Source organism: Mesobacillus persicus (assembly GCF_900109925.1).
GTDB lineage: Bacteria > Bacillota > Bacilli > Bacillales > Cytobacillaceae > Mesobacillus_B > Mesobacillus_B persicus.
In genome coordinates this window covers 232,063-246,160 of sequence record NZ_FOBW01000007.1, presented here as the reverse complement: position 1 = coordinate 246,160, position 14,098 = coordinate 232,063, and the positions used below count along the sequence as shown (strand labels likewise).

The 14,098-nt window shown below is 39.4% G+C and carries 12 protein-coding genes; 3 read left to right on the top strand and 9 right to left on the bottom strand.

Annotated elements, in window-relative coordinates:
• Nucleotides 1-303: 303 nt before the first annotated feature.
• Nucleotides 304-1,068 carry a FixH family protein gene (locus BMX30_RS11960; protein ID WP_090745603.1) on the bottom strand — a complete coding sequence of 255 codons (765 nt, stop codon included), beginning with the start codon at nt 1,066-1,068 and terminating at the stop codon, nt 304-306.
• A 262-nt stretch (nt 1,069-1,330) separates the two neighbouring features.
• Between BMX30_RS11960 and BMX30_RS11955 the strand changes: the two genes are divergently transcribed.
• Nucleotides 1,331-2,542 (top strand): MFS transporter, encoded by a 1,212-nt coding sequence (locus BMX30_RS11955; RefSeq protein WP_090745600.1) that lies wholly within the window; start codon nt 1,331-1,333, stop codon nt 2,540-2,542.
• A 153-nt stretch (nt 2,543-2,695) separates the two neighbouring features.
• Here BMX30_RS11955 and BMX30_RS11950 read toward each other — a convergent pair whose 3' ends face one another.
• The gene (locus BMX30_RS11950; protein WP_090745598.1) at nt 2,696-5,437 is read right to left on the bottom strand and encodes a dynamin family protein; all 2,742 of its coding nucleotides are present in this window, start codon (nt 5,435-5,437) and stop codon (nt 2,696-2,698) included.
• A 508-nt stretch (nt 5,438-5,945) separates the two neighbouring features.
• Between BMX30_RS11950 and BMX30_RS11945 the strand changes: the two genes are divergently transcribed.
• Nucleotides 5,946-6,455 carry a hypothetical protein gene (locus BMX30_RS11945; protein ID WP_090745595.1) on the top strand — a complete coding sequence of 170 codons (510 nt, stop codon included), beginning with the start codon at nt 5,946-5,948 and terminating at the stop codon, nt 6,453-6,455.
• Nucleotides 6,456-6,604: 149 nt separating this feature from the next.
• Here the strand turns inward: BMX30_RS11945 and BMX30_RS11940 are convergent, their stop codons facing one another.
• The 7 genes from BMX30_RS11940 to BMX30_RS11910 all read right to left on the bottom strand — a co-directional run bounded on the left by BMX30_RS11940 (nt 6,605) and on the right by BMX30_RS11910 (nt 12,587).
• Nucleotides 6,605-6,808 (bottom strand): hypothetical protein, encoded by a 204-nt coding sequence (locus tag BMX30_RS11940; RefSeq protein WP_090745592.1) that lies wholly within the window; start codon nt 6,806-6,808, stop codon nt 6,605-6,607.
• 41 nt (nt 6,809-6,849) lie between these two features.
• On the bottom strand, nt 6,850-7,047 hold the full coding sequence (locus BMX30_RS11935) for a hypothetical protein (RefSeq protein WP_090745589.1): 198 nt from the start codon (nt 7,045-7,047) through the stop codon (nt 6,850-6,852).
• Entirely contained in the window at nt 7,040-7,570 is a 531-nt protein-coding gene (locus BMX30_RS11930; RefSeq protein WP_090745587.1) for a Rieske 2Fe-2S domain-containing protein, read from the bottom strand. The genes BMX30_RS11935 and BMX30_RS11930 overlap by 8 nt, the downstream gene beginning before the upstream one ends.
• 49 nt (nt 7,571-7,619) lie before the next feature.
• Complete coding sequence (locus BMX30_RS11925; RefSeq protein ID WP_280139959.1) at nt 7,620-8,354, bottom strand: Mrp/NBP35 family ATP-binding protein; 735 nt, start codon at nt 8,352-8,354, stop codon at nt 7,620-7,622.
• Between the two features lie 228 nt (nt 8,355-8,582).
• Nucleotides 8,583-9,134: a 4Fe-4S dicluster domain-containing protein gene (locus tag BMX30_RS11920; protein WP_090745580.1), complete on the bottom strand. Its 552-nt coding sequence runs from the start codon at nt 9,132-9,134 to the stop codon at nt 8,583-8,585.
• A gap of 161 nt (nt 9,135-9,295) precedes the next feature.
• Entirely contained in the window at nt 9,296-11,425 is a 2,130-nt protein-coding gene (fdhF, locus tag BMX30_RS11915) for a formate dehydrogenase subunit alpha (protein WP_090745576.1), read from the bottom strand.
• Nucleotides 11,406-12,587, bottom strand: coding sequence for an MFS transporter (locus BMX30_RS11910; RefSeq protein ID WP_211482066.1), 1,182 nt, complete (start codon nt 12,585-12,587; stop codon nt 11,406-11,408). Before BMX30_RS11910 ends, fdhF begins: the two co-directional genes overlap by 20 nt.
• Before the next feature lie 401 nt (nt 12,588-12,988).
• Between BMX30_RS11910 and BMX30_RS11905 the strand changes: the two genes are divergently transcribed.
• Nucleotides 12,989-13,981, top strand: coding sequence for an NADPH:quinone oxidoreductase family protein (locus BMX30_RS11905; protein ID WP_090745572.1), 993 nt, complete (start codon nt 12,989-12,991; stop codon nt 13,979-13,981).
• Nucleotides 13,982-14,098 lie beyond the last annotated feature (117 nt).

The following is a 14,098-nucleotide window of genomic DNA, read 5'->3' as shown; positions in this document are numbered from 1 at the left end:
CCTGACCTCGATGTTTAGCCTTATCCCACTCGTCCTGTAAATGCGGATCAGTACGTTAATATAAAAATTGTACTCAATGCCAGATTGCATCAATGCAGACCAAGAAGCGAGTGAAAAGCCCATTTCTGAATCAAGAAGATGGCACCTGTTTCAATAAAAACTTGGTTAATCGTTACTGGTAAAATTAGGTAAATGCAGTAAGCGTGTTTGAGTTACCCTAAAACTTGAAAAAAGTATTTGACATTGTACGCTAAACAATAAAAAAACCAAGCACAAAAATCTATGCTTGGCTTACATCATTATTTAGTTCACGGTCACAGAAAATAACTGGTGTTCGTGCAGATCACCCTTATTGACATGGACATTAATCAGATGATTACCCGTTTTTTCAAAGGTCTTTTTAGCCTTGTATACACCATCCCCAGCCTCAGCAGCGTCAATAAACTCATGCTCATCTTGACCTTCACTCCAAATTTCAAAGCGAACCTCCGCTCCTGTTAGCGAGTGCCCCTTTTCATTAATTAAAACGGTTAACTCTGTATTTTCATTCACTTTCATATCAAAGCCTGACTGGAGGTCCACTACGAGGTCCTTTTCATGTCCATGTCCATGTAAATCAGACTCATCATGTGAATCAGTATGATCATCCTCCTGGTCTCCTGCCGTAATATCAGGGTTTCCAACGATCATTTCTTTCTTCGGCATATTATGCATATCTCTTGCTGTTACATGTGCGGTTACAGAGTAAATTCCTTCATCTTCAACCTGCATTGTTGCTGTATAAATACCTTCACCCTGATGTTCGCCAGGGTACATTTCTGATTGAGTTTCTCCTTGTATGAGAACTTCAAACTTTACTTCGTTAGCATCTTCGACAGCTTCTCCCCCTTGTGAGACATAAGCCTCAAGAGTAATGTCAGTTTTTGGTTCTAGCCCTTCTTCAGGTAGTCTAAGGTCTACTTCGAGTAAAGCAGGAAGCTCCTGTTCTTTTTCGCTTTGGTTACCATTGCTACAAGCGCTAATCATTACTGTAACAAAGATAGTGATTAGAAAAATAATTTTTTTCATGTGCCCATACCCCTATTCAACTTTTTCATAGTAGAAAGATATTTAAATTATAGTATATAGATGTGATAAAAGATTGAAATAATATCCATCCACTACCCATACCTTATCATTTTCCCCCATAAAAACAAGAAAATCACACGCTTAATTGTCATCTTTCTATTTTACTCTCGCTCAAACAAAAAGTTCACTTTTGTTCTAATCGTTTGGAAGTCTTGTTATAATATTTAGGAAAACGAAATAAGTTGAAAGAAGTGTATCATTCATGACACAGGAGCAAATAGGTAAGCGCAATTTAGCTATTATGTGGTTTGCGAACTTTTTTGTCGCTGGAAGCTTAACGATGGTAATGCCCTTCCTATCATTATATATTGAAACATTTGGCGAGTTTTCTGATGAGTATGTAAAAAACTGGTCAGGGATTACATTCGGTATTACCTTTTTAACTGCCTTTCTTTTTTCACCAGTAATCGGTCGGTTGGGTGACAAATTAGGCCGAAAAAGGATTTTAATTTTTATGGGCTTTGGCATGGCTTTGGCATTATTTTTACTTGGCTATGCTGATTCCGTATTTGAGTTATTTCTATTAAGATTATTTATGGGTTTTTTTTCTGGCTTTATTCCTGTTTCACAGGCCTTCATTTCAACACAGACAAAAAAAGAAGTAGCTGGAAAAGTACTAGGAACCTTGCAAACTGGTAGCATTACCGGCTCATTATTTGGTCCAATGATTGGCGGACTGTTAGCAGATTCGTTGGGATATGCGGCTACCTTTCAATCTACTTCATTCTTCATCCTACTGTCCGGTTTACTCGTTCTTACGGTTAAAGAATATAGAATTGGAATAACAGGGACATCTAGAAAAATTTACAGCAGTAAAGAGGTTTGGTTTCACATCATTAAAAACCCGATTCTCCTAAATGTGATGTTAATCTCAATCCTTGTACAGGTTGCCAACTTTAGTATCCAGCCGATTCTATCGCTTTATGTTGCCGAGCTAAATGGATTAACAAACATCGCCTTCTTTTCTGGGCTTGCCTTTTCTGCAGCAGGTCTAGGGAATCTATTAATGGCCAGAAAATGGGGAGCACTCGCAGATCGAATCGGATATATTAAGATATTAGTTATCTTACTGCTCCTTTCGGCGGTGATTTATTTGCCGGGAGCTTTTGTCACAAATATTTGGCAATTGGTTCTTATCCGGTTTGCCCTTGGTTTTACCTTGGGTGGGGTCATTCCCGTTAGGGTGGCCTATATTCGTCAAGAAGCCCCCATTGAAATGCAAGGAGAAGTGCTTGGTTATAATACAAGTCTCCGCTTTTTAGGAAATGTTATCGGACCTTTATTAGGAGGATTTCTTTCAGGGTGGTTTGGGATTTCCTCCGTTTTCTTTATCACAAGTTCTCTCCTGTTACTAAGTGGCTTAATTCTTGTAAGTTCCATGCAACGTCATCCTGAGCTTGTAAAAAACCATTAGCAAAGAAGCAGCTTTCACACAAGCTGCTTTTTTCTATAGGAACAAGCAGGTGTTTGGATTGGTTTTACATAGCTAAATAAATATGGCGTGAATTCAAAAGTGAATTCACGCCATTTTTATTGTCATTATAAAAACCAGTAGTCAATAACTAGTTCACTCCTGGTTCCCCGCCGCCGCCATCCATTCATATTGTCGAAGTCGTACTTCAAAAATATTTAATGGGTCACGATAAACTTCGGGCTTGACCCTCATTTTCTCTAGTTCTTGCTTGTTCGTTTCTATATCGGATAAAGCCTCTTCCACAGCACCATTTAAAACATGAATTGGTTCTTTAAAAAAGAGGCTTACATCTCGATCTAATGATTTCTCAAACATCTCAAACTGTTTGAAAAATTGATCGACTATATGCTTGGTTGCTTCTTGATATTCCTCATTTTCTATATACGATTTATATTTATCATGAAGCATAGAATTGTTTTGCGGAAGAACTGACAAGATTTTCCCCGCGCTTTTAAGTAGAAGCTGAGCTGGAGTCAAGCGGAGTAGGAAATTAATATTTTCCATTTGGAATCCACTTGTCATCCTATTCGCATCGCGCTGCCAATCATCGAGTACCTTGAAGTCACACTTTTGATGAATGCGTTCCTCACCATACATGGTATTAAAACCAGCGCTCATTTCATCGAGAGTATATTGAGCTTGATCAAATTCAGCCTTAGAAAAGGCAATCCATTCCTCAAGTGAAGCATAGAATTTCTTCGTTACGGTATCTTCAAAATACTTATAAACCCGACGGTTCATCTCAGCATTTATATTCAAATGGACTTTAGCAAAATCACTATCCTTAGTAATTACATCCGAAGTACTACGAAGAATTTTCGGTATTTCCTCAACGGCCTCTGACTTAAGATCTTTTTTAATGGTAAGATAGTTGTTTTTAATCGTACGTACCTTTTCATCTTCTAAGTCCCGTACCTGATTGGTAGCCCCTCTTAACTTAGTGACCAGTTCCTCATTCCAGCGGACTGATTCAATTAAACCGTCCTCCATCTCCATTCGCTTATCAAGTAAGTAGTGGATCGCACTTCTAACATAATGTTGAAGCTTTGATACTCTCTCCTTCATGATCTGCTCTTTGTTCATGATTGAACGAATAAATCGAGAGAATTCACCTATAAAAAACTCGTCCTTATCTTTAGGTGAAAACATAAACAGTTCTGCATGTGGATAATAGACTCGAATCCTCGTGAGTGTTTTTTCAATCAGACGACTCTCTTCCTCATCCGAAAGCAGGTCATGACTCACCATCACAAAGTGGATAGGTAAATTAGGTGCTTGTATATTCACTTGCTTGAGTATTTCTTTTTCTTTATCTGTTAGCGGGCTTTTTCCGCTCAGGAAGAACAACAGGCTGTCGGCAGAGCTTACATAATGATAAAGAGGATGGTTGTCGAAATTATTCTGATTAACCCCAGGTATATCCATAATTTTTAGCCCATTTACCTTTAAGAACTGGCTTGGACAAGCAAAATCAATGACTGTCTCTTTTTTATGATTTTGGCGCCGAACTCCTACTGCTTCCTGAAATTGCTCGAAGGTTTCTATTGATATCATTTCAGTATCAGTTATTTCATTGATTTCTGTTTCTTCTCCATGTTTAAAAGATACTATGGAAGAAGTAGGTTCTTTCAAAATAGTCTCACCCAATAATTGATTGATGAAATCTGACTTCCCACTACCTGAAACTCCTGCAAAAAGTAGGTTCGTATGTTCTTCGTCCACTAGTTCCTCAATATTCCACTTGATGATATTCCCTGGCTCAATTCCATTTTTCGTAGCCCAATTCATCACGGTTTTAAACAGTTCAATACTCTCTTCCTTCGCAGTAGAATATTTGGGAGCATGTAAAACTAAATCCTCTGCAAGACGGACAACTTCAGAAGAAATCGTAGAAGGAAACATCTCGCTCCAAGCCATCACGGATGAAGCAGCAAATAATGACCCTGAAGACTTGGCGACCTTTAACCAGTTAGATAAGTGATTAGGAACGACCCCTTCAATATCTTTGATCAATCTAGTCCCACTCATTAACTCTAGATAGGATTCTTGATAAACCCTAGAAAGTTCAAGCCAAGTATAATGGTTGTCAGTGAAACCTAGGAAGAGCGTATTGAAGTTTTGAATCCAGTCAAGGTATTGTGCGCCTCCTTTATAACGAGCCCAAAGGGTAACAACTAGCTTCTCAAACCGCTGCGGATCTATGGAAATTAACGTTGTAATCACATCGTTGAAATAGCTAGGTTGCTTTTCATCTGTATACCCTGCACTTACATAGGCGATTAAACGATCATACCACTCAATATTCCATGTTCGGATTGCTTCATCCGTCGCAAGGTTTATCGCTTCATCCCACTCATGATGGTCCTCAAAAAAGTTGCGGGCAATCTCAGTAATATTTGGATAGTCGGGGTTAAGGGCAACTGCTGCATTAATGACCCTTATTGCCTTCTTTGCTTCCCCAGTATGATTATATATAGATAATAATTGAAGTCCTGTCTCGATTTTTAATGTAATATTTTCGTCTTCAACGGATAGGTAAATACCTTCCGCGGTGTCAAGTAATCCAAGTTCAAAATAGGCATCAGCCATATTCTTCTTCGCCCATGACCCTAACTCATTATTAATATTTTCCCATTTGAAAATGGCTGTTTCGTAATCTTTATACTGAAAATACACCTCGCCCTGTGCAAAACGAATATAACTTAAGTCAGCAATCTCTTTTTTATTTTCCTCTAGATAAAGTTCCCCAAGTACTTTTACTGGGTGGGCCGACGGATTTTCTAGTAGGTCCTCAAAGTACGCCTTATTAACTAACTTCTTTTCTTCTATTATCATCTTGGCATCCTCCGACACGTATATTTCCACTGTTTTCTTTATTAGGTTTATGATAGACCGATTTGGTTTTATTCCTTAAGTCTTTACTTATGGCTATTCTCTTAAAAATTGTTGTTAATATCCTAAAGCCTTAACGCAAGATAAGCTTATTTGTGCTTTAAATTTAGTTTTGTAAGCTCTTTCCTCAAGTATTAAAAGTAACTTTGAAGTCAAAAACAGCTTAGATCATCATATTTTATCCAAAAGCAACAAAGTTTGAGAATAGAGCCTACCTTATAAAACTCCATTTCCTGTATTCTACCAAACTTTGACCTGCGAAAAATGTCAGTTTACTTTCTGTTCTGTAACAAAAACGCGAAAACTGTAATATTTGTATCCATTGTTTAATACCATTCGCATTAATCATTTAATTTTTGGGTGTAATTTTTTTGTTTGTTCTTTTACTTAAACGGTCATATTATATAATAGTAGAAACTAGTCTTCATCAGAAGAAAAAAGGAGTATTGAAATGCTGAAATTAAAAGTACGAGGATTGGCAAAAGATAAGGTAAGGGCCGAGCATGTTAAAGGGAAATCGATTATTTATAATAATAAAACATTAGCAACATTCCAAGCAGAAGATGATGGTGTTGTCTTTTCCATCCACCCACAATTGGAAATGGCGCAGTATGAGATTCTTAGGAATGTGGTTTTAGAAGTGACATCCGACAGCAACGTTGAAATTGATGAAACTGAATGCCAACTGGGGTACCTTGCAAATGGAGAAACAGCCTATTTAATAAAAAATTGGGAGCCTTGGAAGGAATTCTTAATGGGAGCGAAACTTAAAACCCTCGAGGGACAGAATGTAATTTTAAAAAACCAGGAGGGTGAGGAGCTTGGTAATGGATTACTAGCTGAATACACAACCGTATCTGACCCTTTTAGAATTACATCATGCACCATCATTACCATTTTTGGAGAGCAAAAGTTTGAAGACCCTAATCTACTAGTCGAACCAACGAACCAGTTTAGTTAGAAAAATCGCAAGTACCTTGGTCAACCCCAATAAGTATACGAGCCGTCAATAAGGGGGTTTTTTAACCTTCTTGACGGCTGAGGGGCTAGGCGCTGGGGCTTGAAAGAGAAATTTCCTCAACACAAAAAAACTGGGAAGCCCCAGTTTTTTTAATGTTTTTTTAGTTCATCTAGCAATTGCTTTGAACGCTTTGCATTTCCTTCAGCAAAATTTTGCAGACGCTCTTTTAATTCATCATTTTCATGAACTCTTTCGGCCGTAATTAAATACGTCCGCATTAAATCTTCTTCCAATTCCAGTGAGTTCTTCAATACACCTTCTAGGTTCTCTCTCTCGTGAGATTTGGAGCCCATCAATATCAAGCCTCCTTTTTCTCTTAAGATTAGCTCCGTGCTTAGTTTTTATACTCTTCTTTTTTCCAGATAAAAAACGCAACCGTAGCTAATGCCGTTGAGATAAGAGCCGCAAACATGAAAGGATAAACATGACTATATTCTTTCCCGTAATACCCTTCAATCACCCTAGCCAAGGAGATCACATTCACTGCCAGGAATACGAAAATGGAGAGGAATGCAGCACGTTTCTTATCCATGTCGATATTCCCTCCCAACAGCAAACACTTTACCATCTTTCACTTCAACAAGAATCTTTGGCAATTCACGTTGTGGTGGCCCAGCAATCGGATGACCATTATTTACATCAAAGTACCCTTTATGGCATGGGCATAGTAACACATTATCTTTATGCTCATAAAAAACCGGACATTGTAAATGAGTACATTTGTTGTTATAGGCTACATACTTGTCATCAGGTGTTCGAACTAAAACGGCAGTATCTCCCTCTGTCGGATAGCTGAAGTTTTTAGCTTCTCCCACTGCAAGTTCATTTGCGTCGGCAATTTCTACCCTTTCCGAATCATCTTTATCATTCTGAACAGCAGACATTACACCAAACGGCGTTGTTGCCAAACCAATGGCTACCGTCGTGCCAAAGGAAGCCTTTAAAAAGGCACGCCTGTTAAGATTGACGTCATCTTTTCTATTTAAATTATCAACAAGCTTCATCATATCCTGGTCATCTGATGAATTGTTTTTGTTCTTTTTCTCCTCCGTCATAACTAAATCCTCCAGTTTAAATAGTAGTAAGGGCTTTCCTGTTCATCAATTAAAATTTTCCATCTATAGTTCGAGCCAGCTTCAAGTATTCCTCCTCAAGCGGAGAATGTTCTGTCGGAATTGCCGGAGCCTCTGAACTTTCATCAGGTTCCTGAATTGGAAGTTGCCCTAATAACTCTACTCCTAGTTGAGAAGCCAGTTCTTGGCCTCCACCCTTACCAAAGATAAAATATTTTTCATCGCTGTCTGGTGGGCTGAAATAAGACATGTTCTCCACGACACCGATGACTTCATGATTACTTTTTATCGCCATTGTACCCGCACGTTCTGCTACAAAGGCTGCAGCTTTATGAGGTGTTGTGACCACAATCTCTTTGCTTTCTGGAATCATTAAATGCATATCGAGTGCGACGTCTCCAGTTCCAGGAGGCATATCAAGAATAAAATAGTCTAGTTCTCCCCATAAGACATCTTTGGTAAAATGCTCAATCATCTTTCCTAGCATCGGCCCACGCCACACAATTGGGTCATTTCCATTCACTAGGAAGCCCATAGACATGACTTTAATACCTTGTGTCTCTACTGGTATGATTTTCCCATTAAAAGTTTTTGGTTTGTAGTCGATATTCAATATTTTAGGAACACTAAATCCATAGATGTCTAAATCAATAATCGCTACGGATTTGCCCAACTTTTTAAGCGCTAGTGCTAAATTAACGGCCAAGGAAGACTTTCCGACTCCTCCTTTACCACTTGTGACGGCGAGGACATTACCTTTTAACATGTGCTTGCACCCCTTTTTATTTAGGTTTGGTGGATTCTGCTTTAGATTCATAAGTATTTGTTAGTATAAACCTTAAGTTTGCTCTCATTCTAAAAAGGGGCAAACACCTAGGCGCTTTAGTCCCATTTCAAAAAAAAGAGGAGCTGGCCCTAAAGAACTTAGCGCTCAACATGGACCAACTCCTATTTCACTTCTCAATGTCCTAATCAAACACTATTCAAGGTTTACCTATGACTGAGAGTCTGTGTACACTCCAAAGAATTCAGGAACGTAATCCCACTTATTACCTTCTTGTGGCTTTTTACCTTCTACAAGGTTCATTTGGGTACGTCTTCTTCTTAATTGCTGCATTTCATCAAAATCAATGAAACGGATTGCATCACTAGGACATACTGACGCACACATCGGCGCAATATCTTCTCTAGTTCTGTCATAACACATATCGCATTTGTACATTTTGTTCTTCTCGAAGTCGAATTTTGGAATCCCAAATGGGCAACCAAATGTACAGTTACGGCATCCAATACACTTTTCTTCCATTGCGGAAAGGACGACACCTTCTTCAGTAATCTGGATCGCATTCGCTGGACAAACACGCGCACAAGCTGGGTCCTTACACTGCATGCACAACATTGGGAATGTCTGACGGGATTCTGTAAAATCAACATATTCTACATAGTTACGTTCTTTCGCATCATGGTCACCGCATTCACGACAAGCTGCCTGACAGGCACGGCATCCAATACAACGTTCAAATTCAAGATACATAATTTTATTCATGATTTTGCCGCCTCCATCGAAAAGCGGAAGCGCCTTGCTCAGCCCCGGCAGGCATAAGGCGGCTCCTGCAGGAAATCCTGATTTCCGTAAGGAGGCGACTTATGACTCGAGGGGCTAGGCGCTGGAGCTAGCCAACTCCCACTTCTCATTTTTTTTAAAATCTATTTACTAAGTTTTTCTAGCTTCACAGCACAAACTTTAAATTCAGGCATCCGTGAAGTCGGATCTAGTGCTGGGTTGGTCAATTGGTTAACTGATTGATGCTTACCCCAATGGTAAGGTACAAACATTACATCTTTCCGAATGGCTTTTGTTATCTTAACAGGGACAATCATGTGTCCACGAGGGGTACTAAGCTTTACTTTTTCGCCATTTTCTATCTGGTATTGACTTGCTAGTTCAGGGTGCATTTCAACAAACGGCTCAGGGCATTGTTCCATTAGGAAACCTACACGTCTTGTTTGATTTCCAGACAGGTAGTGGAATACAACGCGGCCAGTTGTTAACCATAATGGAAATTCCTTTGACTTCACTTCCGCTGGACCTCTATAATCAATTACCGCTAAATTTGCTTTTCCATCTTCCGTTGCGAACTTTTCTTGGAATATACTTGGTGTTCCTTTGGAATCCTCTGTAGGAGCTGGCCAGAATACCCCATCTTGTTCATCGATTTTCTCGTACGTAACTCCAAAGTAATCAGCCTTACCGCCTTTAGATGCAACACGAAGTTCATCAAAGATTTCTCTTGGTTCGCTGTAATCGAAGTATTTTCCTTTTTCCATACGTTCAGAGATAAGCTTAATGATTTCCCAGTCAGGCTTTGATTCACCAATTGGTTCGACAACTTTGCGAATACGGATGACACGGCCTTCAATATTCGTCGTTGTTCCTTCGTCTTCTGCCCAAGTAGTTGCAGGTAAAACAACATCTGCAAGTTCAGCTGTTTCGGAAAGGAAGAAATCACTTACAACCAAGAAATCAAGACCTTCCATCGCTTTTGTTACATAATTAATATTTGGAGAAGATACTACAGGATTCGAGCAGATGACGTGCATACCACGAATCGTTTTGTTTTCCATTAGTCCAAACATCTCGTATGCAGAGACTCCTTCTTTTGGCATTTCTTCTGGTTTAATTCCCCATACCCCAGAAACATACTCGACATGCTTCGGGTCATTAATTTTTCGGTAGCCTGGTAGCGCATCTGCTTTCTGGCCGTGTTCGCGTCCGCCTTGGCCATTTCCTTGACCAGTAAATGTTGCAACACCTGAAGCAAATTTTCCAATTTGGCCTCTAAGTAGTGCCATCGAAGTGTATAGACTAACATTATCTACGCCCGAAACCTGCTGTTCAACACCACGTGCGAACATGACAACAGAGCGAGGTGATTTACCAAAGATATGAGCTGCTTTTATGATTTTCTCAACGGCTACCCCTGTGAGTTTAGAAGTATACTCAGGTGTAAATTTCGCCGTCACTTCTTTTAATTCAGCGAAGTTATTACAACGCTCCTGCACATACTCATAATCTACATAATCATGCTTGATTAGAAGATGCATAATTCCGTTTGCAAGAGCTGTATCTGTTCCAGGAAGAAGGTCTAAATGCACATCCGCAATTCGTGCTGTTGCTGTTTCACGCGGGTCAGCAACAATGATTTTCGCCCCTTTGTCCTTTGCTTTCCAGAACCATTGAATACTTGTAGGATGACACTCCGCAGTGTTAGTACCTGACATGAAGAAGCAGTCACTGTGCTCAAGCTCTGTCCAAGGAAGAGTAGACCCACGATCCATTCCGAGTGTTTTGTTAAATCCTCCAGCTGCAGAACTCATACAGTAACGTCCATTGTAGTCGACGTAACGAGTTCCAAGTCCAACACGCGCATATTTACCAACTAAGTAACACTTTTCATTTGTCATCGATACACCACCATAAACCCCTAGTGTATCTTTTCCATACTTCTCTTGAAGTTCTTTAAATTTACGTTCAATTAGATCCAGTGCTTCTTCCCAAGAAGACTCAACGAATTTCCCGTTTTTCTTAATTAACGGAAGCTTAATACGATCTGGGTGATCAATCGTTTGATAGGCAGTAACCCCTTTTGGACACATTTTCCCTTTAGTGAGTACCCAATCATAACGAGGTTCAACACCAACGACCTTGTTGGACTTTTCATCAACGCGGATATGCATTCCGCATTGCATTCCACAGTAACAGCAGTGGGTTGTGACTAATTTTTCCCCTTGTCGAATTTGATTTTTAACGCCTTCCTTAACGAGAAATTGGCTCATGATCTTTCTCCTCCTTCAAGTCTTTCTTTATATCTTCATCTATTCCGAAATACTCATCTGAACGTTTTTTACCAAAACCAGAAATATGGATTCCATTATTTGTGTTGACTGGACCATATGGATTTCCTTGTGGTGCTTCCATATTCATTTGCTTCAATGCACGCATGCGACGACGACAGGATGGGCAGTAATCTGAAAGATATGTGCCATCTGCAAGTTGTAAGTCAAAGCTTTGCGCCTTTAAAATTGCTTGAACATCCGCAATTTGATCATCATTACTATATGGTTGAGCGCAACTCTTACAAGTTTTCGTATCAACCATTAAAGTTTCTTGATAACTCATCGGTACCGCAGTTGCCAACGGTCGAATTGGTACGTGAAACAACTTTCCAAACGGGAAGTACATTAACATGATGATAACTGTTATTTGATGGATGAGAGAAATATAAGGATGCATCCAACCATCTAGGAATTTATAAGAAACGGTAAGTGCTAAGCCAGTAACGGTTACTGCTAGTAAAATGTATAAAGGCAAAAGGTCAAATTCAAAACGCTGGGTAACTTTCACATCGTAATCTTTAAACCTTCTATACATCGCCATTGAAACCCCGATTAGTACCATAACTGCACCAATATTGAGCATATTGTAGAAGATTTCAGCAATCCAACCATTTGCTGCCATACTAATTAAAGGGATATTAAAGGCTACCATCTGATAAGTTTCAGGATCTACTAGGTCAAAACGGAACCATCCAAAAGTCAAACCAAACGTAAAGGCAAAAGAAATGATACAGCCCCAAGAAATCATAATGTGTTGAATTCCTCGGTATAAGCCCCGTTTAAAGATGAATTTTTGTAAAAGAATATTGTCTATTAAAGTTATACCTAATGATTTGGCATTTCTTTTTAATCGTTCTTTCGCAAACATGTTCTTCACACTGCGTGTTGCAATCTTGTTTGTCGCTGTTCTAAAGAGCCAAAAGCTCATCCGGATGACAAGCCCGATAGCAAAAACAGCGGATCCAATCATATAGCCTAGCAGCGCCATATCTATATGAAGAAATTGAGCCGTGGACACCCACATTGATAAAAACAAAATTAAAATGGTAAAGAAAGAATACATACTAGTTTTGGAGTAAAATGATTTCTCCAGCTTGAACATATTGGTTTACCTCCTTGCGAGTATTCTTGAGTTATTCTTGAGTTCGTAAATCATCATAACATCTGAAAATGGCCTCTTTACGTTTTAAATGTAAACACTTTGTGAATAGTGCAAACCCGCATGTTATTTGTGGCTTTTCTGTGACAAAACAAGTAAGTTTCCACTACAACAAACCCTTTCCATCTCTCTCACCTTCCATATTGTTTTCGATTTCCTTAATCCTTGTTTAAATAGTAATAGAAGCAGGAAACCTCCGTATGTGAAGTACGTCACACCCGGAAATTACTAACATTTATAGCGTATTAACCACTTCTTTTCTTTGAAAATTTTGAATCATAATTCTAGATGCTTACCGGAATCTACCATATACTAAAGTTAGGAAACTAGAAGGAGGTTTTGATTTGGAAAAGTATTTTAAAGCGTTTGTTGTTAATAAAACGGAGAGTGAGTTTACTGCTGAGGTGAGAAATGTAGCGTTCGAGGACTTATCTGAAGGCGATGTTACAATTAAAGTTGCTTACTCTAGTGTCAATTATAAGGACGGGCTTGCTAGCATCCCTAATGGGAAGATTGTACGCTCTTATCCATTTGTTCCGGGAATTGACCTTGCTGGTACTGTTGTTAGTTCTAATGATAATCGATTTAGCCCTGGGGATAACGTGATTGCTACCAGTTATGAAATTGGAGTCTCTCATACAGGTGGTTACAGTGAATATGCCCGAATTCCTTCAGAGTGGGTGGTTCCCCTACCAAAAGGACTGACTTTAGAAGAGGCTATGACTTTGGGCACAGCAGGATTTACCGCAGCCTTATCCATACATCGGCTTGAAGAAAATGGACTCAATCCAGAAAAAGGACAAATCCTTGTTACAGGTGCGACAGGTGGAGTCGGAAGTATAGCTGTAGCAATGTTAGCTAAACGTGGATACCAAGTTGTGGCAAGCACCGGGAAAGAATCAGAATCTGAATACCTAAAAGAAATAGGCGCTTCCGAAGTCATTAGTCGAGAAGGAGTTACTGGGGAGAAATATCGCCCACTTGATAAACAACTTTGGGCAGCGGCTATTGATCCTGTTGGCGGGCAGACACTTGGTAGTATTCTTAGTAAGTTACATTATAATGGCTCAGTAGCGGTAAGTGGGTTAACTGGTGGTACTGAGGTTCCAGCCACCGTCTTCCCTTTTATCCTCCGAGGAATTAATGTTTTAGGGATAGATTCTGTCTATTGTCCAATGGAGACAAGAGCGGAACTATGGAAGAGAATGGCTACAGATTTAAAGCCAGATTCCCTTCTAAACACAATTAAACAGGAAATAACCCTAGATTCCCTTCCTACAACATTATCTGCTATCTTAAAAGGAGAGGCTCGAGGAAGAACGGTAGTCAAGATGTAAAACAGTAAAAAGCGCTCTTCCTTTTTCAAGGAAGAGCGCTTTTTTTACTATTTGCATCTCCAATACAGTATAAAATATTTGTCAATATTTCCCGAGAAATGATTCGGATTATCACCA